The sequence below is a fragment of the Dietzia sp. KRD202 genome, from assembly GCF_017168155.1.
Classification (GTDB): Bacteria; Actinomycetota; Actinomycetes; order Mycobacteriales; family Mycobacteriaceae; genus Dietzia; species Dietzia kunjamensis.
The window spans coordinates 101,873-121,318 of record NZ_JABFAN010000012.1 but is presented as its reverse complement, the minus strand read 5'-3'; the positions used below and the strand labels follow the sequence as shown (position 1 = coordinate 121,318).

Annotated in this window: 24 protein-coding genes; 9 read left to right on the top strand and 15 right to left on the bottom strand. The window is 71.0% G+C overall.

Going from position 1 to position 19,446, the window contains the following annotated elements; all coding sequences use genetic code 11:
* Nucleotides 1-108: 108 nt before the first annotated feature.
* Entirely contained in the window at nt 109-624 is a 516-nt protein-coding gene (locus tag J1M64_RS08915; protein WP_206473921.1) for a DoxX family protein, read from the bottom strand.
* Nucleotides 625-706: 82 nt separating this feature from the next.
* Here J1M64_RS08915 and J1M64_RS08910 point away from each other — a divergent pair, with 82 nt between their 5' ends.
* The 3 genes from J1M64_RS08910 (at nt 707) to J1M64_RS08900 (ending at nt 2,520) form a co-directional block, all read left to right on the top strand.
* Entirely contained in the window at nt 707-1,222 is a 516-nt protein-coding gene (locus J1M64_RS08910) for a MarR family winged helix-turn-helix transcriptional regulator (RefSeq protein WP_096906394.1), read from the top strand.
* On the top strand, nt 1,219-1,812 hold the full coding sequence (locus J1M64_RS08905; RefSeq protein ID WP_206473920.1) for an SdpI family protein: 594 nt from the start codon (nt 1,219-1,221) through the stop codon (nt 1,810-1,812). The genes J1M64_RS08910 and J1M64_RS08905 overlap by 4 nt, the downstream gene beginning before the upstream one ends.
* A 138-nt stretch (nt 1,813-1,950) precedes the next feature.
* Nucleotides 1,951-2,520 (top strand): hemerythrin domain-containing protein, encoded by a 570-nt coding sequence (locus tag J1M64_RS08900; RefSeq protein ID WP_206473919.1) that lies wholly within the window; start codon nt 1,951-1,953, stop codon nt 2,518-2,520.
* A gap of 60 nt (nt 2,521-2,580) precedes the next feature.
* On the opposite strand, the gene J1M64_RS08895 is transcribed toward J1M64_RS08900, so the two are convergent.
* Complete coding sequence (locus tag J1M64_RS08895; protein WP_206473918.1) at nt 2,581-2,952, bottom strand: DUF202 domain-containing protein; 372 nt, start codon at nt 2,950-2,952, stop codon at nt 2,581-2,583.
* Nucleotides 2,949-3,350, bottom strand: a complete 402-nt coding sequence (locus J1M64_RS08890) for a YidH family protein (protein WP_206473917.1) — start codon at nt 3,348-3,350, stop codon at nt 2,949-2,951. Before J1M64_RS08890 ends, J1M64_RS08895 begins: the two co-directional genes overlap by 4 nt.
* Nucleotides 3,351-3,418: 68 nt before the next feature.
* Here J1M64_RS08890 and J1M64_RS08885 point away from each other — a divergent pair, with 68 nt between their 5' ends.
* A complete protein-coding gene (locus J1M64_RS08885) occupies nt 3,419-4,417 on the top strand; it encodes a bile acid:sodium symporter family protein (protein WP_154831007.1) in 999 nt (332 codons plus the stop codon).
* Nucleotides 4,418-4,450: 33 nt separating this feature from the next.
* Here J1M64_RS08885 and J1M64_RS08880 read toward each other — a convergent pair whose 3' ends face one another.
* From J1M64_RS08880 to J1M64_RS08865, 4 genes are all read right to left on the bottom strand, one after another.
* Nucleotides 4,451-5,023 (bottom strand): VanZ family protein, encoded by a 573-nt coding sequence (locus J1M64_RS08880; protein WP_307872402.1) that lies wholly within the window; start codon nt 5,021-5,023, stop codon nt 4,451-4,453.
* Between the two features lie 84 nt (nt 5,024-5,107).
* A complete protein-coding gene (locus J1M64_RS08875) occupies nt 5,108-5,464 on the bottom strand; it encodes an alpha/beta fold hydrolase (RefSeq protein WP_206473916.1) in 357 nt (118 codons plus the stop codon).
* Nucleotides 5,392-5,631, bottom strand: a complete 240-nt coding sequence (locus J1M64_RS08870; RefSeq protein ID WP_244294415.1) for a hypothetical protein — start codon at nt 5,629-5,631, stop codon at nt 5,392-5,394. The genes J1M64_RS08875 and J1M64_RS08870 overlap by 73 nt, the downstream gene beginning before the upstream one ends.
* Nucleotides 5,632-5,783: 152 nt before the next feature.
* Nucleotides 5,784-6,482, bottom strand: a complete 699-nt coding sequence (locus J1M64_RS08865) for a type 1 glutamine amidotransferase domain-containing protein (protein ID WP_206473915.1) — start codon at nt 6,480-6,482, stop codon at nt 5,784-5,786.
* A gap of 890 nt (nt 6,483-7,372) precedes the next feature.
* On the opposite strand from J1M64_RS08865, the gene J1M64_RS08860 reads away from it, so the two are divergent.
* Nucleotides 7,373-7,702 (top strand): hypothetical protein, encoded by a 330-nt coding sequence (locus J1M64_RS08860; protein ID WP_206473914.1) that lies wholly within the window; start codon nt 7,373-7,375, stop codon nt 7,700-7,702.
* A 120-nt stretch (nt 7,703-7,822) separates the two neighbouring features.
* Nucleotides 7,823-8,380: a GNAT family N-acetyltransferase gene (locus J1M64_RS08855; protein WP_163376693.1), complete on the top strand. Its 558-nt coding sequence runs from the start codon at nt 7,823-7,825 to the stop codon at nt 8,378-8,380.
* 36 nt (nt 8,381-8,416) lie between these two features.
* Here the strand turns inward: J1M64_RS08855 and J1M64_RS08850 are convergent, their stop codons facing one another.
* Complete coding sequence (locus J1M64_RS08850) at nt 8,417-8,869, bottom strand: MarR family transcriptional regulator (protein WP_301162497.1); 453 nt, start codon at nt 8,867-8,869, stop codon at nt 8,417-8,419.
* A 72-nt stretch (nt 8,870-8,941) separates the two neighbouring features.
* Here J1M64_RS08850 and J1M64_RS08845 point away from each other — a divergent pair, with 72 nt between their 5' ends.
* Nucleotides 8,942-10,186, top strand: coding sequence for a cytochrome P450 (locus tag J1M64_RS08845; protein ID WP_206473913.1), 1,245 nt, complete (start codon nt 8,942-8,944; stop codon nt 10,184-10,186).
* Nucleotides 10,187-10,208: 22 nt separating this feature from the next.
* Here the strand turns inward: J1M64_RS08845 and J1M64_RS08840 are convergent, their stop codons facing one another.
* Together J1M64_RS08840 and J1M64_RS08835 are read right to left on the bottom strand one after the other, a co-directional pair.
* A complete protein-coding gene (locus J1M64_RS08840) occupies nt 10,209-10,544 on the bottom strand; it encodes a branched-chain amino acid transporter permease (protein ID WP_119193280.1) in 336 nt (111 codons plus the stop codon).
* Complete coding sequence (locus J1M64_RS08835; RefSeq protein ID WP_206473912.1) at nt 10,541-11,245, bottom strand: AzlC family ABC transporter permease; 705 nt, start codon at nt 11,243-11,245, stop codon at nt 10,541-10,543. The genes J1M64_RS08840 and J1M64_RS08835 overlap by 4 nt, the downstream gene beginning before the upstream one ends.
* Nucleotides 11,246-11,329: 84 nt before the next feature.
* On the opposite strand from J1M64_RS08835, the gene J1M64_RS08830 reads away from it, so the two are divergent.
* Nucleotides 11,330-11,761, top strand: a complete 432-nt coding sequence (locus tag J1M64_RS08830) for a VOC family protein (protein WP_206473911.1) — start codon at nt 11,330-11,332, stop codon at nt 11,759-11,761.
* A 44-nt stretch (nt 11,762-11,805) separates the two neighbouring features.
* Here the strand turns inward: J1M64_RS08830 and J1M64_RS08825 are convergent, their stop codons facing one another.
* Nucleotides 11,806-13,053, bottom strand: a complete 1,248-nt coding sequence (locus tag J1M64_RS08825) for an MFS transporter (RefSeq protein ID WP_271800016.1) — start codon at nt 13,051-13,053, stop codon at nt 11,806-11,808.
* An 85-nt stretch (nt 13,054-13,138) separates the two neighbouring features.
* Nucleotides 13,139-13,771: a YqgE/AlgH family protein gene (locus tag J1M64_RS08820; protein WP_154831014.1), complete on the bottom strand. Its 633-nt coding sequence runs from the start codon at nt 13,769-13,771 to the stop codon at nt 13,139-13,141.
* A gap of 103 nt (nt 13,772-13,874) precedes the next feature.
* Here J1M64_RS08820 and J1M64_RS08815 point away from each other — a divergent pair, with 103 nt between their 5' ends.
* Complete coding sequence (locus J1M64_RS08815) at nt 13,875-15,281, top strand: MFS transporter (protein WP_307872401.1); 1,407 nt, start codon at nt 13,875-13,877, stop codon at nt 15,279-15,281.
* Here the strand turns inward: J1M64_RS08815 and J1M64_RS08810 are convergent.
* The 3 genes from J1M64_RS08810 to J1M64_RS08800 are packed head-to-tail and all read right to left on the bottom strand — an operon-like array spanning nt 15,216 to nt 19,269.
* Nucleotides 15,216-16,430, bottom strand: a complete 1,215-nt coding sequence (locus J1M64_RS08810; RefSeq protein ID WP_206473909.1) for a hypothetical protein — start codon at nt 16,428-16,430, stop codon at nt 15,216-15,218. The two genes, J1M64_RS08815 and J1M64_RS08810, sit on opposite strands and share 66 nt — an antisense overlap.
* A 35-nt stretch (nt 16,431-16,465) precedes the next feature.
* Entirely contained in the window at nt 16,466-17,749 is a 1,284-nt protein-coding gene (locus J1M64_RS08805) for a glycosyltransferase 87 family protein (RefSeq protein WP_206473908.1), read from the bottom strand.
* Nucleotides 17,746-19,269, bottom strand: a complete 1,524-nt coding sequence (locus tag J1M64_RS08800) for a CCA tRNA nucleotidyltransferase (RefSeq protein WP_206473981.1) — start codon at nt 19,267-19,269, stop codon at nt 17,746-17,748. The genes J1M64_RS08805 and J1M64_RS08800 overlap by 4 nt, the downstream gene beginning before the upstream one ends.
* Between the last annotated feature and the right edge of the window lie 177 nt (nt 19,270-19,446).

Genomic DNA, 19,446 nt, shown 5'->3' with positions numbered 1-19,446 from the left:
CCTGGTATCGCCGGTGCCCACACGCAGGCGGTGTCCAGCCTAAACCCTGGGGCGGGTCGGGCCGCGTCAGCGTGTGGGCACCGCCCCGTCGGCCGAGGGCGGGGTTGATCAGCCCCTGGCGGCGCGGCGCCCGGCGATGAGGGCGTCGAGGCTGTAGCGCCCGGTGCCGACCAGACCGAACACGGCGACGGCCAGGCCGATCACGGCGACGAGCTCCCAGCCACCGTCGGCGGCGTAGATGCCGGCGGTCTTGTGGACGTAGGCGTAGGCACCGACCATGACGACGACGACGAGGACGGCCACCGCCTGGGTGAGCAGACCCAGGACGAGCAGGATGCCGCCGACGAGTTCCACGGCACCGGCGAACGCGGCCGCGGCCTGGGCCGCGGGGACGCCGACCGACTCGAAGAAGGCGCCGGTGCCGTCCACGCCGTTGACGAAGAGCTTCTGCCCGCCGTGGACGATCAGCACGGCGCCCAGCAGGACACGGGCGAGGAGCAGGCCGATATCGCGGACGATCGCCGGCACGGGCAGCAGGCGGGTCTCGACGGGGGCCGGGGGCGCAGTGGCCGGCCGCGCGGCGGTGGTGGTGTCGGCGGTCGTGGTGGCGGTGTTGGCGGTCATGCGACTCCCTCAGTAGATGATGTGACACACATTCCTAACCGGGCCCTATGTGTTGTGTCAACTAACCGGGTACGCTGGGTGCATGGCTGAACAGGTTCCGGGTCAGGACGTGCGATGGTTGGACGACGAGGAAAAGGCGCTGTGGCGTGACTACCTCGCGATCCAGGGGCGCCTGCATCTGGAGATCCAGCGCGACCTCAAGACCTCGTCGAGCCTCACGGAGCCCGAGTTCGAGGTGCTGGTCTACCTCAGCGAGGCCGACGGTCCGCTGCGGATGACCGCGCTCGCCGACGCGTTGCAGTGGGAGCGCAGCCGCCTGTCCCACCAGGTCACCCGGATGGTCAAGCGCGGACTCGTGGAGCGCACCAGCTGCCCCGACGACGGCCGCGGGGCGTTCGTGTCCACCACCGACGAGGGCATGGCCGAGATCGAGAAAGCCGCGCCCGATCACGTCGCCACGGTGCGGCGGGAGTTCCTCGACCGCCTCAGCGCGAAGGACAAGCGCGAACTCGCCCGGTTGCTCGCCCAGGTCCGGGGTCCCGGCGGGGCTGAGTCGAATCGGAGATCCGACGTCGCGGGCGTACCCTCGGTGGCGTGAACGCAGTGCTCGTGGTGGTCATGGTGCTCCTCGTGGGGCTCGCCCTCGTGCTCGCGGGCACGGGTGTCGCGGCGCTCGTCGGGAGACTGCCCGGCAACGGCGTCCTGGGCGTACGCACCCCGGAGACCCGCCGCTCCCCCGAGGCCTGGGAACTCGCCAACCGCGCCGCCGCACCCTCGTTCCTCGGCGCCGGTCTCGTGCTGCTGCTCGGTGCGCTCGCCCTGGGACTGATCGGCGGATGGGTCGGCGGCCTCGTCGTCGTCGTCTCCCTCGTCGCCTCCCTCGCCCTGCTCAGCGTCGCCGGCCTGGCCGGGGCACGCGCGGCGGCCAGGTGGGACGCCACATCCGGTGACCAGGGCGGCTGTGGCTGCGGCCCCGACGGCTGCGGCGGCCACTCCGCCGGCGCAGCCGACCCCGCCGCCACCGACGCCTCGACCTGCGGTGACGCGGGCTCCTCCCCCGACGGCGCCGCCTCCTGCTCCCCCGCCGGCTCCACGCCCGGCGACCCCGCCGCGGACTGCGGCGTGACCGGCGGCTGCGGCACCTGCGTCCTGCAGGGCATGTGCGAGACGGAGAGCACGGGTCACTGACCCGGCCGCGAGCCGGCCACTGGGCCCCCACCGAACCGGCCCCCGGCTCCTCCGGTGGCCGTCGGTCCGGTGGCCGTCGCGCACGGTCGCCTCTACGGTCGAGAGGTCCATCCGTCTCACACCGCGAAGGAGAGCCTCATGGCCGACACCGCAGCCGCCGGGGACGTCGTCGACATCCTCACCGCCGACCACCGCGAGATGGTCGGACTCCTCGAGTTGATCGAGGACACCGCCGACCCGGAGGAGCGTCGCTCGCTGGCGGACTCCGCCATCGCCGAGGTCGTACGCCACTCCGTGGCCGAAGAACTGTTCGTGTACCCCGTCTACGAGCGCGAGGTGCCGGACGGCACGGACGAGGTCGAGCACGACAAGGAAGAACACCAGGAACTCGAAGAGGTGATGAAGGAGCTCGAGGGCCTGGACGCCGGGAGCGCCGAGTTCATCGCCACCGTGAAGCGGTTCAAGGAACTCCTCGACCACCACGCCGACGACGAGGAGTCGGACCAGTTCCCCAAGATGCGGAAGCACATCTCCGCCGAGGACCTGGTCGACCTGGGCCGCAAGGTCGAGGCCGCCAAGAAGATCGCCCCCACCCGGCCGCACCCCGGCTCACCGCACTCCGAGCTGTTCCACATGACCCTGGGACCCGGCGTCGGCATGGTCGACCGCCTCCGCGACGCCCTCAGCGGGCGGGCCAAGAACACCTGACACCTCCGCTCCCGGCCCCGGCAACCACCCGCGCGGGGCCGGGCCACGCGCTCTCAGCTGCTAGTTCGACAGGCTGACCAGCACGGCGACCAGGCCGCAGGTGGCCATCACGACGACCAACACCACCAGACCGACGTTGTGGGTCGCCCGGGTCTGCGGCACCTCGGCCCCGCGGACGAACCGCCCGACCCGCCGCTCGTGGTGGCGCTGCACCCGGAGCAGCGCCAGCAGCGGGACCACGGTGAGCAACGAGAACACCGACGCCCAGAACACCGACGTCTCCGCGACCAGTTTGGCCACGAGGATGATGTTCACGCCCACCACGGCCCACGTCCGGGCCCACGACAGGCTGGTGCGCTCGGCGGCCAATCCCGCGTCGGGCGGAACCGCCCGCGGTTCCACCCCGATCCGCCGCTGCCGGGGCGTGCTCATGCGAAGGTGCCGCCCAGGATCGCCACGATGAGCAGGACCGCGCCGATCGAGATCCCCAGCACCAGCAGGATGGATGCCTGCGGCATGGGCAGCGGCCGCTGGTGACGCATCGAGGCCTCGATCCGGACCCACCGCCGGAACGCCACGATCGCGAGGACCGCCGCCAGCACCAGCAGGATGCAGGCCAGCGGCGTGCGGACGATCTCGGGGATCTCGTCCCCCGCGAAGGCCTCCATCGCCACGGCGCCCGCCGTCAACCCGAGGCTGGTGCGGATCCAGGCCAGGAAGGTGCGCTCGTTGGCGAGCGTGAACCGGGGGTCCGGTTCCTCGCCGTCCCGCAACGCCCTGGGCCGCCACCCCTCCGGGGCCTGTCCGGCCTGTCCGGCCTGTCCGGTCATCGCCTGCGCTCCGTCATGGTGCCGAGCCTATCGGTCGGCCCCCGCCGCCCTGGTGGTGGAATAGGCGGATGGGCATTCTGCGTCGTCTCCGGATCGAGCCGTTCATCCTGGCGATCCTGGCCGCGGTGGTGGTCGCCGCGTTCCTGCCCGCCACCGGTGGCGCGGCCGACGCGCTCGACTGGGTGACGACGATCGGCATCGCCGTGCTGTTCTTCCTCTACGGCGCGCGCCTCGAGCCCCGGGAGCTGGTGGTCGGCCTCACGCACTGGCGGCTCCACTCGGTCGTGCTCGCCTCGACGTATCTCCTGTTCCCGCTCCTCGGCCTGCTCGGCCAGTGGCTCCTCACGCCCGTGCTCGGCGCCTCCCTGGCCGCCGGGTTCCTGTTCCTCACGCTGGTCCCGTCGACCGTCCAGTCGTCCATCACCTTCGTGGCGATCGCCCGCGGGCACGTCAGCGCGGCGGTGGTGTCGGCGTCGGTGTCCAACCTGCTGGGTGTCGTGATCACTCCCCTGCTGGTCTTCGCCCTGATGACCACCGACGGGTCCGTGGTCATCACGTGGGACTCGGTCGGCACGATCGCCCTGCAGCTGCTCCTGCCGTTCGTGGTGGGCCAGCTCCTGCGGACCTGGGTCCTGCCGGTCATCCGCAGGATCAAGCGGATCGCCCTGTTCGACAAGACCGTCATCGTGCTGGTGGTCTACGCGGCGTTCTCCGACGGGGTCGCCGACGGGATCTGGTCGACGATTGGCGCCGCCGAGCTGGCCTGGCTGATCGTCGCGTGCTGCGTGCTGCTCGCGGTGGTGCTGGGTCTGACCGAACTCGCCTCCCGGGCCCTGGGTTTCGAGGACCGGGACAAGCGCGTCGTGCAGTTCTGCGGGTCCAAGAAGTCGCTGGCCACGGGGTTGCCGATGGCGGCCGTGCTGTTCGTCGGCCAGCCGATCGGGCTCCTGGTCCTGCCGCTGATGCTGTTCCACCAGATCCAGTTGATCGTGTGCGCGTGGCTGGCCGGCCGGTACGGGCGGGCCGCAGACACTGGCACCGACACCGACCGCGGCGCGGGAGCTTAGGAGGCTCCGGGGGCGTGACGAGCCCGCCGCGGGTCACCGCGCCGGTGGCCTGCCCGTCCCCAGCTCCACCACTGCGGCGGGGTCGCCCAGGCGCGGACCGAGGACGACCAGGACGGCGAACACCGCAGCGGTGGTGAGCGCGAGACCGATCCACAGTGGGTGGAGGCGCGGGCCGCAGGCGCGCGCTATGAGGGCGCCGACCAGCGCCCCGGCTGTGTTGAACAGCAGGTCCGTGACGTCGGAGTGTCCCAGGGCGAGGACGTACTGGAGGACCTCGACCGTCGCGCTGATCGCCGATCCGGTGACGACGACGACGAGGACCGCCCTGGCCCGGCCCTCCAGCAGGATGTACAGGAGCACCCCGAGCGGCAAGAAGAAGGCCAGGTTGCCGAGCGCGTCGAACACCGGGCCGAACCAGGTCTGGGCGTCCCGGAACTGGGCGAACGGTACCCATTCGACCGAGCGGCCGCGCTGGGATTCCGGTCGCCACAGCAGCCCGATCACGAAGAAGGCCTTGAGCATGGTCAGCGCCACCACCACGGCGCCGTAGGCGACCACGGCGAGCGCGGCCCAGCCTCGGACCTTCGACTCTGACGGTTGCGTCACGGGCACAATCCTCACACGGGCCCCGGCAACGGAGGCGGTGCCAGGTCTGGCCGGGATCTCGGGCCCGGAGCGCCGTGGGCCCCGTCAGCCCCGGTGGGCATCGAGGAATGCCCGGAGTGCCGCGGCGACCTCGGCCGGGCGTTCCTCCGGCGCGAAGCGGCCACAGTTCTCGATGAGATGCAGTTCGCTGCCGGGGATCGCGGCGGAGTCGAAGCTCGCCGGGTCGCTGTGCGTGGACAGCAGCCAGTCGCGGAAGTGCGCCCGGTGTTCGGCGTCCGGCGTACGGGCCAGCTCGTCGAGCCCGTCGGCCATCTGTTGCCGGGTGCGCTCGGAGGGGTAGCTGTCGAAGCTCACCACGTCGATGAGGGTCAGGGAACGCACGCGCCCGGTCGACTGCACGCCGAAGCGTTGCGCGATCCCGCCGTCGATGTCGTGGGCCACCAGGTGGAACGTGTCGAGTCCCCACCCCCCAACAGTCCCTCCAGGACGGCGACCTGCCCGGTGATCGACGTGTCGACGTCGGGGTCCCGCGGCCGCTCCGACAGCCCGTATCCGAGGAGGTCGAAGGCGTGGACGCGGTACCCGGCCCCGGTGAGGACGGGAACCACGTCGCGCCAGATGTACGACGACGAGGGCGTTCCGTGACGAGGGCGTTCCGTGGAGAAAGACCACGGGTTCGCCCTCGCCGTGTACGCCGAACGAGATCCGGTGGCCGTCGATGACGGCGTGGCGGTCAACGATATGGCTCACCGGCACGGAGTCATCCCAGGTCGGAGACCATCCGCTTGGCCAGTTCCTCGGAGGACTGGGGGTTCTGACCCGTGTAGACGTTGCGGTCCACCACCACGTGCGTTCCCCACGGCTCGGCGGCCGAGGAGTACTCGGCGCCGAGCTCGACGAGCTTGTCCTCGAGCAGCCACGGCGCGTTCTCGGCCAGGCCGACCTGCTCCTCCTCGACGTTGGAGAACCCGGTCATCTTGTATCCCGCGAAGGGAGACGACCCCGCGTCATCGGTCGCCGCGAGGACGGCCGCCGGGGCGTGGCACAGCAGCGCAACGGGCTTCTCCGCGCGGACGCGTTCGGTGAGGATCGCGCCCGAGGTCGCGTCCGTGGCGAGATCTTCCATCGGGCCGTGGCCGCCCGGGTAGAACACGATGTCGAACTGGTTGTGATCGACGGAGGCCAGGTCGGCCGGCGAGTTCAGAACGGGCGCGAGCCGGTCGAGCGAGGCCTTGACCTTGTCGAGGGTCTCCGGGTCGCCGGCGCCTTCGCCGAGGCTTGCCTGGTCGACGGTGGGAGCACGCCCACCAGGGGTCGCGACGGTGACGGACCAGCCAGCGTAGGTGAACACCTCGTACGGGGCCACGAACTCTTCGGCCCAGAAACCGGTGGGATGCTCCGACCCGTCCTTGAGGGTCCAATGGTCGGCTGCGGACATGATCATCAGAACGTTAGCCATACCGCGACAGTACGGATCTCGGGACAACTCGCAACTGGTCGCTCCACATCAGTGCGGGTCGCATTCGACTGTGATCCCGATCACGAATCAGTGTCTTCTCACAGATTCGCTATGTCACCGCGATTCACTTGCTGATCGCCGTTACCTGCGGGTTCGCTTCATTCTCCGGTTTTGGCGACATATCAGCAGGTCACAGGATTATTCGCCGGCCGGTCTCGTTAGTGAGGAAAACGTTGAGGCACCGCCGACACAGTCTTAATGTTCACGCCGCATGTGCTGAGGGGTTCAGCATCCGCCCGGACGAATGGCGCACGGGCATATGACTCAAGGAGGGGTGCCCATGCGTTCGACAAGCCCGCCACTCGCTCGCTCCATGTCGCTCATGGTTCTCGCCGGATTGGCCCTGCTCGGGTTCTCGGCAGGAGCGGGAGCGGCCTGGCTCTCCGGGGGGACGGCGACAGCCACAGCGGCTGGGCCGGTGGCGTCCTCGGTGCAGCAGTCCGACCTCACATCAGCCGCACCCTCCACTACCTCGACGCAACCTTCGTCCTCCACCTCCTCGACCTCGACCGCGCCGGCAAGTAGCGAACGACTGCCTTCGCCGAAACGCGAGTCGTCGCCGGCCCGCCCGGCCGCCGCGCACGCGCCGGTCGCGCCAGCCCGGCCGCCGGCCGTCCGGGTGCCGGTGTTCCCCGCGCAGCCGGCCGCTCCGGCCCCGTACCGGCCCGCTCCGGCGCCCGCGCCAGCGCCACCGGTCCCCGAAACCATCACCATCGACCTCGGCGGACGCGGGGAGATCATCCCCCAACCACCGATCGCGCCCAGACAACTCAATATCCCCTGACGCAGAACCAGTCAGGCCCATCCCACCAAGAGAAAGAGGATCACTCATGCTCGCAGCAGCCACCGCCATCTCCGGACTGATCATTTCCGCCCTGGCGTCTCTCGGCCCCATCGCAGCACCTGTGGTTGGCGCCGCGTTGGCAGCCGGCCCAGTCGCGACCGCTGGCACCGCAATCGCTGGCATCGCCGGCACTGGCGCTGCAGCAGGCGGTTCAGCCGCCCTGGGTGCAGGTGCGGGCGCAATCGGAGCCAGTCCCCACGCAGCAGTCGGAGTGCAGAACGGAATCACCGATGCGCTCAACCAGGCGAAGGACGCCGCTGCCGGGTCCGTCAACAACCTGAACCTCCCGGGCGTTCCGCACATCTCGTTCAACTGAGTCGGTACGACAAGCGGTCAGCCGAATAGCGCAGGCTCCGCACCCCGCGTGGCTGATCATCTCGCCGCCCTCCCCCCGCGAATGTTGGGTCTGGGAGGGCGGCGGTGCTTCAATAACCCGATGACCAGCGTGACCTACTTCCAGCAGACCGACGCCGACCACCTGCGTCCCGCTGGCCGTGCGGAGCTGACCATCTCCCGCGTCTTCCCCGCCGAGCCGTCGTTCAACTCGCGGATGTACCGCGAGATCGGCGGCGACTGGAACTGGATCGATCGGCTGGAGTGGGCAGACGGAGACTGGGCCTCGTACTGCTCCGACCCGTGCGTCAGCACGCTGCGCGCGACCCGGGGAGGCGAGGTCGTCGGGTTCGCCGAACTTCGCATGAGCCCCTGCGACGAGACCACCGGTCCAGCCTTCAACAACTCCGACGGTGCCGGGGACGACGGCGTCGACGTGGAGATCGTCTACTTCGGCCTGCTCCCCCAATTCGCCGGCCGCGGCCTGGGCGGTTGGTTCCTCTCCGAAGTCTGCCGCATCGCCTGGAACGTCCCCGGGTGCCGTCGGGTATGGCTACACACCTGCGACGACGACTCCCCCGCCGCCGTCCCCAACTACCTCTCCCGCGGGTTTGTCGAATACGCCCGCGCGGACACCGGGTGCGCTACCTGCTCGGCCTGATTCAACGGCCGGCGTGACCCAACGGCCGAGCTCGACTCACTGCTCGGGGAGCCGACTCAGCGCCCGCCCGCTCATCCGGGAGACCAACTTCTCGGACACCGCGCCGAACGCCTGCAGCTCGTCGTCGTCGAATCCTTCGAACAGCCAGTCGGCGAGTCCGACGCGCGCCGTCACCACCTCATCCACGATCCGGCGTGACTTCTCCGTCAGGTTCACCAACCGCACCCGCCGGTCGTCCGGCGGCATCGTGCGCTCCACGTGCCCGCTGGCCACCAGGCCGTCCACCAGCGCGGTCACCTGGCGAGGCGAGCAATCGAGATACGTGGCGAGCTCCACCTGCTTGCACTCGCCCTGCAGACCCAGGACGAACAACAGCTCGAGCCGCGGCACCGTCAGGTCGTAGTTCGCCGCCGCGCGCGCGATCGACCCCGACATCTGCTCCGCCAGCATCAGAGCGCGGTCGAGAATCTCACTCGAAGATAGTGCCACGTGTATATAGTTACCACTATTCACGGTTTCATCCCCGCCGGACCCGGCGGGCGACCAGCCCCAGGAGACACCATGGACGTCACCATCCCGGCAGGCTTCGACTTCACCGACCCTGATCTGTTCGAGAAGCGGCTCCCCCACGACGAGTGGCGCCAGCTCCGACAGTCCGAGCCGATCCACCGCGTCGACAAGCGCGCGGGCTCCGACGGGTTCGACGACGACCACTACTGGCTGGTCACCAAGCATGCCGACGTCAAGGAGATCTCGCGCCTGACCGGGGAGGTGTTCTCCGCCGGCGAGAACACGATGATCCCGCGGTTCGCCGAGGGAACCGACCGATCGATCATCGAGGCCCAGCGGTCGATGCTCGTCAACGAGGACGGCGAGATCCACAAGAAGCACCGGCGGATCATCTCCCGCGGGTTCACCCCCCGGGGCGTGGCCGGGATGCGCGACGAGCTCGCCGACCGGGCACGCAAGATCGTCACCGCCGCCGCCGAGTCGAACGCCGACGACTTCGTCACCGCCATCGCCTCCGAGTTGCCGCTCCAGGCGATCGCCGACCTGCTGGGTGTGCCGCAGGAGGACCGCCACAAGATCTTCGAGTGGTCCAACATCATGACCAGCTACGACGCCGGCGGCGACCCCGACGCTCCCGCCATCGCGTCCATGGAGCTCATCGGGTACGCGAACGCCATGGCCGAGGACCGCGCCGCCAACCCGCGCGACGACATCGTGACCAAGCTCGTCCAGGCCGACGTCGACGGCGAGCACCTGTCCGCCGAGGAGTTCGGTTGGTTCGTCACCCTCCTGGCCGTGGCCGGCAACGAGACCACCCGCAACGCCACCACCCACGGCATGGTCGCCATGCTCGAGCACCCCGAGCAGTGGGAACTGTTCAAGCGCGAGCGGCCCGAGACCGCCTACGACGAGATCCTGCGGTGGGCCTCGCCGATCACCCAGTTCCAGCGCACCGCCATGGAGGACACCGAGATCGGAGGCGTGTCGATCGCGAAGGGCGACCGCGTCCTGATCTGCTACGGCTCCGCGAACTTCGACGAGGAGGTCTTCGACGACCCCTTCAGCTTCAACATCCTGCGCGATCCGAACCCCCACGTCACCTTCGGCGGCCAGGGCCCGCACTACTGCCTCGGAGCCAACCTCGCGAAGATGCAGCTCGAGCTGATCTTCAACGCCGTCGCCGACTACTTCCCGGATCTGACCGCGCTCGGCGACCCCACGCGGCTCCGGTCGGGGTGGCTCAACGGCCTGACCGAGTGGAAGGTCGACCTGGGTAAGTGGCCGGTGGTCCACTGAGCGGCAGGCGGGGCCGGCAGGCTCACACCAGCAGGGTCTGCAGCAGCATGTAGGTCGCGGTCCCCAGCACGATGCTCGCCGCGGCCCGTCGAAACGCCAGGTGCACAGCCAGAGTGAGCCCCAGCGCGACGGCCGCCGGCACCCACGAGCCGAGCTCGGTGGTCGTGTCCCGCAGGGTGTAGACCACCAGCACGACCATCACGCCAGCGGGCATCGTGCGGCCCAGATAGCGGACGACGCCGGAATCGCGCAGCCGGGTCAGCGCCAGGAACGGTGCGGCCCGCAGCGCGAGCGTCACGAGGAACATCACGCCCAGCCCGGCGAGCAGGTAGGCGGTCCCGGGCACCGCGGCGGTCACGTCGCGGCCCGCTCGGTGCGCGCGGCCCAGACGTAGCGCAGCAACAGCACTACGACGAACGCGCACAGGCCCACGATGAGCATCTGACCGGGCGCGACCACCGCCGCGACCAGGCCGCAGACCAGGCCGATCACCGGCGCCGGCAGGTCTCCCGAGGACCGCCACGCGTCCACCGCAAGCACGGCGAACAGGGCGGTCAGCGCGAACTGCAGCCCGTCCAGTCCTTCCGGCAGCGCGGATCCCACGAGCGCACCGACGATGCCCGGCACCACCCACAGCGACTGGCAGGTGATCGCGATGGTCAGCGTCCGGGCGCCGGTCATCTCCACGCGCCGCTTGGTGGCGGTGATCGCGTACACCTCGTCGGTGAGGGCGTAGACGGCATAGAGTCGGCCGAGCCGAGAGCGGATGGATTCGATCGGGAAGCTCAGCCCGTAGAAGACGTGCCGGAAGTTCACCAGGAACGCCGCGGCGGCCAGCGAATACAGGGGAGTGACCGCGGTGAGCAGGCCGATCGCGAGGAACTCCATGGAGCCCGCGTAGATGACGATCGAGAACACCGGCGCCCACCACCAGTCGAACCCCGCCTGCGTCATCAGCACCCCGAACGCCAGACCGAGCGGGACGAGTCCCAGGCCGACGGTCGAGCAGTCGGCCAGACCCTTGCGGATCTCTGCGCTGGTGGAGGGGGCGTTCGGCACGCCGGGCAGTCTAGCCAGCCACGATTTGGCATCACCCCCGTCGGAGCCCTTCCGCGCTCGCGCAGGTCGGCGCAGACTCGGGGCATGAACGCACACCAGCCCGGGACCCCGGCCGCTCCGACCGTGTGGCACTGCTTCCGGTGCTCGGACGCCCGCGCCGTCATCGACTGGTTGGTCGAGGCACTGGGTTTCGTCGAGACCGTCTCCCATGCCGAGGACGGCCGCATCGTGCACGCCGAACTGCTGTGGCCCGAGGGTGGCGGCATCATGCTCGGTGACCAACGGCCGGGGCCGGATGATCCCCATGCGATGCCGCCGGGAACCGGGTTGGCCTACGTGGTCACCGCCGACGCGGATGTCGTCTACGAGCGCGCCCGGGCGGCGGGCGCCGAGATCGTCATGGAGCTCCACGACACCGACTACGGGGATCACACCTTTCCCGCCCGCGACCCGGAGGGCAACGTGTGGTCGGTGGGGCAGTACCGAGGCGAACCCCTGCCGGCCGGGACGTCCTGACTCAGCGGCCGTCGGGGCAGGCCCGGCCCGCGGCCAGCCCCTCGTCAGACCCGCACGACGTCTGCGCGCGGCACCAGCGGGATCGCCACCGCGGCGACCACCGCCGCGCCCGCGAACACCGGCCAGTAGCCGACCGCCTCGATCACGGCAGCGACCAGGGGAGTGGACGCCGCGATCGCCACGAACTGCGCGGTGTTCTGCACGCCCAGCGCGCGCCCGCTCCACCGCGGGCCGGCGTATTCGGCGACGGCGGTGAACGCCAGGCCGTTGTCGGACACCGAGAGCACGGTCGCGACCACGCCGAGCGTCACGGCCACCACCCCGGGGGCTCCCAGCGCCTCGGCCACAGCGAGGGCTGCCAGGCCGCCGGTGACCGAGATCGCCACAGCGCGAAGGGGTCTCATCCGCGACCCGACGCGGTCAGACACCGCGCCGGCCACGATCCTGGCGACCGCCCCGAGCACCTGACTCGCCGTCACCACGATTCCCGCGGAGACCGCCGACCAGCCGTGCCCCAGCACGAGCCACGCCAGCAGGAACGCCTGCAGCATGCCCTGCGGCAGGACGAGGAGCACCGACGCGCCGTGCACCCGGGCCAGGTAGTCCGAGCCGCGGTACGGCGACCCGTCCGCCGAGGGACGGGTCGCTGACGCCGTGCCGGTCACCGTGGGAACCGCGGCGCTCGGCGCCGACGGGGGAGCAGCCAGGTGGCCAGGCGGGTCGGTGACGACGACGAGGGCCGCGACCGCCGAGACCACGGCCATGACCAGGGGTACCGCGAAGGCCGCGGCCAATCCGTACGACTGCGCGAGGAGCGGCAAGGTCATGGCCGCGACGGCGGATCCGGCAGGCTGCGACATCTGCCGGACTCCCATGGCGAGCCCGCGGCGGTGGGCCGGGAACCAGCTGACGACCAGCCGCCCGCTCGCGGAGTTCCCCGAGGCGGTGAAGGCGCCGGTGACCAGCAGCAGTATCGCCAGCAGCGTGAACGACTCGACGAACAGTGCGGCTGCCAGGGCCAGCGCGGCACCGACCGAGCCGGAGACCAGGACCAGCTTCTCGCTCGTCCGGTCGACGAGCCAACCCCACGCGATCAGGGCCGTGGCCATCCCCACCAGCGGCATCGCGACCAGCACCCCGGCCCGCGAGAGTGACAGCCCTTCGACGGTCGTGAGGTGGGGGAGCAGGAAGCCCACGCCGACGACGAACGCCGAGCCCGACGCCGCGACGAACGTGGCGACCGCCAGCACCAGCCAGTGCCGCGGGGTCACCGCGGTCGACTCATGCTTCACCGTCTCCACCTGCACGAGCCTAGACTCGATCCCACAAACTAGAAACTGTCTCCCATATAATGAGACTCACCCGGGGCGCCGGCCGTCAGTTGACGTCCCCGTCCTCCAGGAAGGTGGCGTACAGCGGCAGCGGCATCTCCTGACGCCGCAGTACCGCACCCCACACGTCGACGCGGGCGGGGGCGAGCAGGTCGCTGGGCAGGCTGGGGGCGACGTACCAGTCGCCGCGGTCGAGTTCGTCCTGCAGCTGCCCGGGGGCCCAGCCGGTGTATCCGACGAACACCCGCATCCCTTCGACGTGGTCGCGCAGCAGGTCGGGGTCACTGTCCAGGTCCACCACGTGCACCCGGCCCTCGATCTGCTGGAGCCCGACGAACCGGTCACCGTCCACGCCGGAACCGAGCACCACCAGTGCGATCCCGGTGTCGGGATTGACCGGACCCCCGATGTGGAAGACGGACGGGGGAGCGCAGATCTCGGCCCAGGCGGGCAGGATTGACTCCACCTCGGTCTCGCTCGGGCGGGTGATGACGACGCCCAGGGAGCCCGAGTGGTCGTGCTCGATCATGTAGATGATCGCGCGCTGGAAGTTGGGATCGGGCATGTCGGGCGCCGCGATGAGCAGCGACCCGGCGACGGGATCACGCTTGTCCATCGCGGAGTAGAGGCGGTCGCCGAACAGGCCGCCGCCGCCCAGATCGTCCGGTCCCGTGTCCATGTCCCCATGATGCCCCCGTCGCCGACGACCCACACGCGCGTCCCCTCGATCGGGTCCCGCCGCGATGGTCGCCGCTCGTGCGGCGAGCGCTACGGTGATTCGCGTGACCTCACTGTCCGCCGATCCGGTCGGCCCCCCGCGCGGACGACTGGCGGCCGCACTGCGGGAGTCGGACGGCCTCGGCCGGCTGTCCACGGCGCGCCTGGCCGCCCTGCTCAGTGAGGGGATCCACCAGGCCGCGCTGGGCGGGATCGTGTTGTTCAGCCCCGAGTCCGCGACGACGCCCGCCGCCATCGTCGGCGGGTTCGCCGTCATGCTGCTGCCGTACTCGGTCATCGGACCCTTCGCCGCCGCCGCGCTCGACCGCTGGGATCGTCGGGTCGTCGTCGCGGTCGCGGCGCTGGTCAGGACGGTGGCCATCATCGCGACCATCGCGCTGGTCGCCGCCGGCGCCGTGCACACGGGGGCGGGCCTGCCGATGTTGTTCGCGCTCTCGCTCGTGGCCATCGGGCTGGGCCGCCTCATCAACACCGGAATGACCGCGGCCATGCCCAAGGTGGTGCCCGACCGGATCCTCGCCGGCGCCAACTCGGTTCTGGTCACCGTGGGGTCGATCATCACGGCCGTCGGCGCGGTCGCGGCGTTCGCCGTCCTGGCCGTCCTCGGCGCCGGGGACGCCGCGGTGTCGTGGACCCTCGTGCCGTCCGTGGTCGCCGCGCTGGTGGGGGTGTGGGCGATCCTGGCGCTACCGCGCCGGCACCTGGGACCCGACGACGACGAGCTCAGCGCTGATCCCGGCCGGGGCGTGGCACTAGATGCGCTGTCCCTGTTCGCCGGTGGATTGGCCGAGGGCGTCCGGGCCGCCCGGTCCACGGCCCTCGTGTGGGTGTCGCTGACCGGCGTGACGCTCGGCCGAGCGGCGTTCGGGATCACCACGATGCTGGCGATCCTGCTGCTGCGCGACGCCGAGTCCGGCGGCGTGGGCGGCCCTGTCGTGGCCGGGATGGGTGGGTTCGGACTGATGTCGGCGGCGGTGGCCGCAGGCATGGGTCTGGCCGCCGTCGTCACCCCCTGGGCCATCGCCCGTCGGCGGCGGATCGTCGTCGTGGCATCGGGCGCGGTGCTGTCGGGGGTCGCGCAACTCGCGGTCGGCCCGACCCTCGAGCCGACGGCGCTGGTCGTGGGCGCGGTGGCGATCGGTCTGGGCGCCCAGGTGGTCAAGCTCGTCGCGGACAACGCCATGCAGACCGACGTCCCCGACGCCCGCCGCGGCGGGGTCTTCGCACTGCAGGACGCGCTGTTCAACTCGGCGTTCGTGGTGGGGATGGTCGCGGTCCTGCCGCTGGTGCCCGCCGACGGACGGTCGGTGTCGTTGATGCTGGTCCCGGCCGCGCTGTACGCCGTCGCCGCGGTGATCGCGGCATTCGTGGCCACGCGCACGAGGTCAGGAGCCGAGCCCGAGCGAACCCGCGGCGATCGAACCGCCACCGATCGAGCCACCACCGACTGAGCCCCCGCCCACAGAGCCCGCGGCGACCGAACCGCCACCCACCGAGCCTGCGCCCACCGAGCCGCCACCCACGGAACCGCCACCGACCGAACCTGCGCCGACGCTCCCTGCGCCGACCGAACCCGCGCCCATCGACCCGGCGGCAGCGGAACCCGCCGCAGCCGAGCCCGCCGCGGCGGAACCGGCAGCTCCGGCGCCCCCACCGGCCGAGCCACCACCAACCGAGTCGTCGCCGATCGAGCCACCGCCGAGAGCGCCGGCGTCGATGACCCCCACGTCGAGCGATCCGGCAACCGAACCCGCGTCGATGTGCGGGAGCTCGAGATGAGGCGGTTCGAACGGCAACGCGGCGTCGAGCCGCCCGTCGCCGTTCATGTCCGCCACGGACAGCATCCCGCTGCCCGTGTCGACGGTGATGGAGCCGTCGTCCTCGACGACCGGTTCCGCGGGTTCGGGAACGGTCCCGCCCTGCACCGGCGCGGGTTCCGGGGCCGGGGTGTGCACGACCGGCGGGGGCGGCGGCACCGGATCGGGTTCCGTGACCGGGGGAGTGGACCACCTGGCCGAATCCGCTGCAGCGGCCGACCCGTGGTGGATCGCGCCGATGGCATCCGACAGCAGGGCGCCCCAGTCCGGCAGCCCGCCCATCGCCTCCGAGCCGGCGGCCAGCCCGTCCGCCCCCGCGGCCAGCGAACCGCCCATCAGCGCGCCCGCACCCTCGGCTCCTGCCAGCACCGATCCGGCCGCCAGGGAGCCGGCCCCGACGGACCCCATGCCGCCCCCGACAGACCCGCCGCCCACGGACCCCGCGGCGAGCGCGCCGGCTCCCCCGGCGTAGACGTTCCACACGCCGCGTCCGCCGTCATCGGCGTAGGCGGCCTGGGCGCCGGTGCCCACGTCGGTCACCACGCGGTCGGCGGCGCCGTCGAGGTCCGAGTCCCACAGGGCGTCGTCGGCGTATCCGTCGCCGTCGAAGTCCAGCCACAGCGCGTCCGCGGCACCGGTTCCGAGGGTGAGGTCGGGCTCGCCCTGCCACTGCGTCGGGTCCCCGACGCCGTCTCCGAAGAAGTAGTCCATGCCCAGAATCGTGTCCCGACCGCCCGGCCCGGGCCAGCCCCGATCCGCGATCTGTGGAGCGAGGAACCGCATTCCACAGATCGTCGTTCCGCCTTGACGGCGGGCGCTCAGCTGCTCGCGGTGGCCCTGGCGAGCAGCGCGGGTCGTTCGGGATCGCCGCCCAGGTCGGGGCGGCCGAGACGGGTGGCCCGAACACCGACGACGACGAGGAAGACCGCCGCCCAGATCAGGTAGGCGTTGCCGACGAGGTGCTCCAGCGGGCCCCAGCCGAGTTCGCGGCCCTCACTGTGCGGCACCCACCACTGCGGTGTGCCCAGGAAGATCACCACGCCGCTGCCGGCCAGGGCGAGCCAGCCGCGCTCGTCGTCGTCGTCATCTCGTCCCGCGCGGTCGGCCCACACCAGGGTGAGCACGACCGCGGGCACCGCCCACACCCAGTGGTGTCCCCATGACACGGGCGAGCAGAACAGGGCCACGTGCCCCACCGCGACCGCGGCGGCCACCTCGTGGCCGGACCGCAGCAGCCGCCACGCCACCCACGCGATCCCCAGGCCGATCGCCGCGGACACCACGAACCACGCGACCGACGCGGCGGTGTCCTCGAAGCCGAGTCGGTGCACGAACCCGTTCACCGACTGGTTGGACGTGAACGCCAGACCGCCGATCCGGGCCGGGTCGCGGATGGCGAACGTCCAGTAGCGGGCGGAGTCGTCCGGGGTGAGCAGGTGCCCGATCCCGGTGAACGCCAGCGCCGAGACGACCGCCGTGGCCAGCCCACGCCAGTCGCGCCGCAGCACGAAGTACAGCAGGAACACCGCCGGGGTGAGCTTGATGGCCATCGCCAGCCCGGTGAGGGTGCCGCCCCACCAGCGGCCGCGACCGCGGATGACGTCGACCAGCACCAGCGCCATGAGAAAGACGTTGACCTGCCCGAACCCGATCGTCTCGCGCACCGGGCCGAACCACAGTGCCACCGCCACCACGGCTGCGGTGAGCCACCACAACTCGCGCTGCGGGCGTTCGCACGTGCGCGTGAGCACCAGTTGCACGACGTAGGCCAGCACCGCGATGGTCGCCAGCGTGATCAGTGCGGACGCGACCGCCAACGGCACCAGCGTGAACAGCGAGAAGAGCTGCGCCGACAGCGGGGGATAGGTGAACGGCAGGTGGGCGCCCTGGGCGAGCTGGGGCAGCTCGCCGTAGAGGTCGCCACCGTCGCGGAACACCTGCCCGCCGACGCGGTAGACGTCGAGGTCGATGCGGTACGGCGGGATCTGTTGCAACCCCGGGATGCCCACGGTGTGCAGCAGCGTGCCGACGACGGCGAGGACGACGACGACGACCCGCGCAGCGGCCGAGCCCAGGTAGCGGTCGACCGCTCCGCCGATCATGCCGGATCGCCGTTCTGCTGCGGTTCGTTCTGCTCGGCCCACCAGCTCAGGAGCGCGGCCTCGGCCTCATCCCGGTCGAGCGGGCCGCGATCGAGGCGCAGTTCCTTGAGATACGCCCACGCGCGACCGACGTCGGGCCCCGGCTTGAGGTCGAGCAGCGTCATGATCTCGTTGCCGTCGAGGTCGGGGCGGACCCGGGCGAGGTCCTCCTTCTCCTCGATCTCGACGATCCGCCGCTCCAGCGAGTCGTAGTTGGCCTGCAGCTTGGCCGCCCGCCGCTTGTTGCGGGTCGTGCAGTCCGCCCGGACCAGCCGGTGCAGGCGCGGGAGCAGGTGACCGGCGTCGGAGACGTAGCGGCGCACCGCGGAATCCGTCCACTGACCCTCGCCGTACCCGTGGAAGCGCAGGTGGAGGAACACCAGGCCGGAGACGTCCTCGATCATCTGCCTGGAGTACTTGAGCGCACGCATGCGCTTGCGCACCATCTTCGCGCCGACCACCTCGTGGTGGTGGAAGGTCACGCCGCCGCCGGGCTTGGGCGCCCGCGTGGCGGGCTTGCCCACGTCGTGCAGCAACGCCGCCCAGCGGAGCACGAGGTCGGGCCCCTCGGGTTCGAGGTCGATGGCCTGCTTGAGCACCGTGAGCGAGTGCCAGTACACGTCCTTGTGCTGCATGTGCTCGTCGCGCTCGAGCTTCATGCCGGGCACCTCGGGCAGCACACGATCGGCCAACCCGGCCTCGCACAGCATGTTGATGCCGTCGATCGGGTAGTCGCCGAGGATGGTCTTGTCGAGTTCGGTCCGCACCCGTTCGACTGTGATGCGGTCGATCTCCCCGGTCATCTCCGCCATCGCGCGGAACACCCGCGGCGCGAGGGTGAACCCCAGCTGGGAGACGAACCGGCAGGCCCTCAGCATGCGCAGCGGGTCGTCGGAGAACGACTGCTCCGGCGCGGCCGGGGTGTCCAGGACGCCGGCGAGCAGGGCGTCCATCCCGTCCAGGGGGTCGACGAACTCCTGGCGCCCGTCCGGGTGCAGACGCACCGCCATGGCGTTGACCGTGAAGTCGCGCCGGATCAGGTCACCGTCGAGGGTGTCACCGAAGACGACCTCGGGGTTCCGGGTCACCCCGTCATAGGAGTCGGCGCGGAACGTGGTGATCTCGATCTGCTGCTCGATCCCGCCACCGTCCCTCTTGACGGCCGAGAGCGTGCCGAACTCGATCCCGGTGTCCCACACCGCGTCCGCGTAGTCGTCGAGGATGGCCCGCACCGTCTCGGGCCGGGCGTCCGTGGTGAAGTCCAGGTCGGTGCCCAGTCGGCCGAGCACGGCGTCGCGGACACTGCCACCCACCAGGTAGAGCTCGTGCCCGGCGTCACCGAATGCCGTCGCGAGCGGGGCCAGCACGTCGGCCAGGTCGTTCATCGTGGTCTGGGCGCCCGCGAGCAACCGGACCCGGCGTGCCTCGACCTCTGCCGGGTCGGGCCGGGAACCCGGTCCGTCCTGCAGAGCCGAGAACACCGCGGCGTCGTGTCGATCGGAGGCGGCTCGATCGGCGGCGGCGCTGCTGTCGGCGGCACTGCGGTCGGGGGTCGGTCTGCGGGCTGTCACGGGCCCGACTTTACCGAGTGGACCCGACAATCCCTGACCCGCGCGCTCGGGGCCGGGCGGGATCAGCCCCGGGGGCCGGGTGAGCCC

Bases quoted from the DNA above. Each gene is read 5' to 3' on its own strand.
- J1M64_RS08915 (WP_206473921.1), bottom strand. From the start codon at position 624: ATGACCGCCAACACCGCCACCACGACCGCCGACACCACCACCGCCGCG.
- J1M64_RS08910 (WP_096906394.1), top strand. From the start codon at position 707: ATGGCTGAACAGGTTCCGGGTCAGGACGTGCGATGGTTGGACGACGAG.
- J1M64_RS08900 (WP_206473919.1), top strand. From the start codon at position 1,951: ATGGCCGACACCGCAGCCGCCGGGGACGTCGTCGACATCCTCACCGCC.
- J1M64_RS08895 (WP_206473918.1), bottom strand. From the start codon at position 2,952: ATGAGCACGCCCCGGCAGCGGCGGATCGGGGTGGAACCGCGGGCGGTT.
- J1M64_RS08890 (WP_206473917.1), bottom strand. From the start codon at position 3,350: ATGACCGGACAGGCCGGACAGGCCGGACAGGCCCCGGAGGGGTGGCGG.
- J1M64_RS08885 (WP_154831007.1), top strand. From the start codon at position 3,419: ATGGGCATTCTGCGTCGTCTCCGGATCGAGCCGTTCATCCTGGCGATC.
- J1M64_RS08865 (WP_206473915.1), bottom strand. From the start codon at position 6,482: ATGGCTAACGTTCTGATGATCATGTCCGCAGCCGACCATTGGACCCTC.
- J1M64_RS08860 (WP_206473914.1), top strand. From the start codon at position 7,373: ATGCTCGCAGCAGCCACCGCCATCTCCGGACTGATCATTTCCGCCCTG.
- J1M64_RS08855 (WP_163376693.1), top strand. From the start codon at position 7,823: ATGACCAGCGTGACCTACTTCCAGCAGACCGACGCCGACCACCTGCGT.
- J1M64_RS08845 (WP_206473913.1), top strand. From the start codon at position 8,942: ATGGACGTCACCATCCCGGCAGGCTTCGACTTCACCGACCCTGATCTG.
- J1M64_RS08830 (WP_206473911.1), top strand. From the start codon at position 11,330: ATGAACGCACACCAGCCCGGGACCCCGGCCGCTCCGACCGTGTGGCAC.
- J1M64_RS08820 (WP_154831014.1), bottom strand. From the start codon at position 13,771: ATGGACACGGGACCGGACGATCTGGGCGGCGGCGGCCTGTTCGGCGAC.
- J1M64_RS08810 (WP_206473909.1), bottom strand. From the start codon at position 16,430: ATGCGGTTCCTCGCTCCACAGATCGCGGATCGGGGCTGGCCCGGGCCG.
- J1M64_RS08805 (WP_206473908.1), bottom strand. From the start codon at position 17,749: ATGATCGGCGGAGCGGTCGACCGCTACCTGGGCTCGGCCGCTGCGCGG.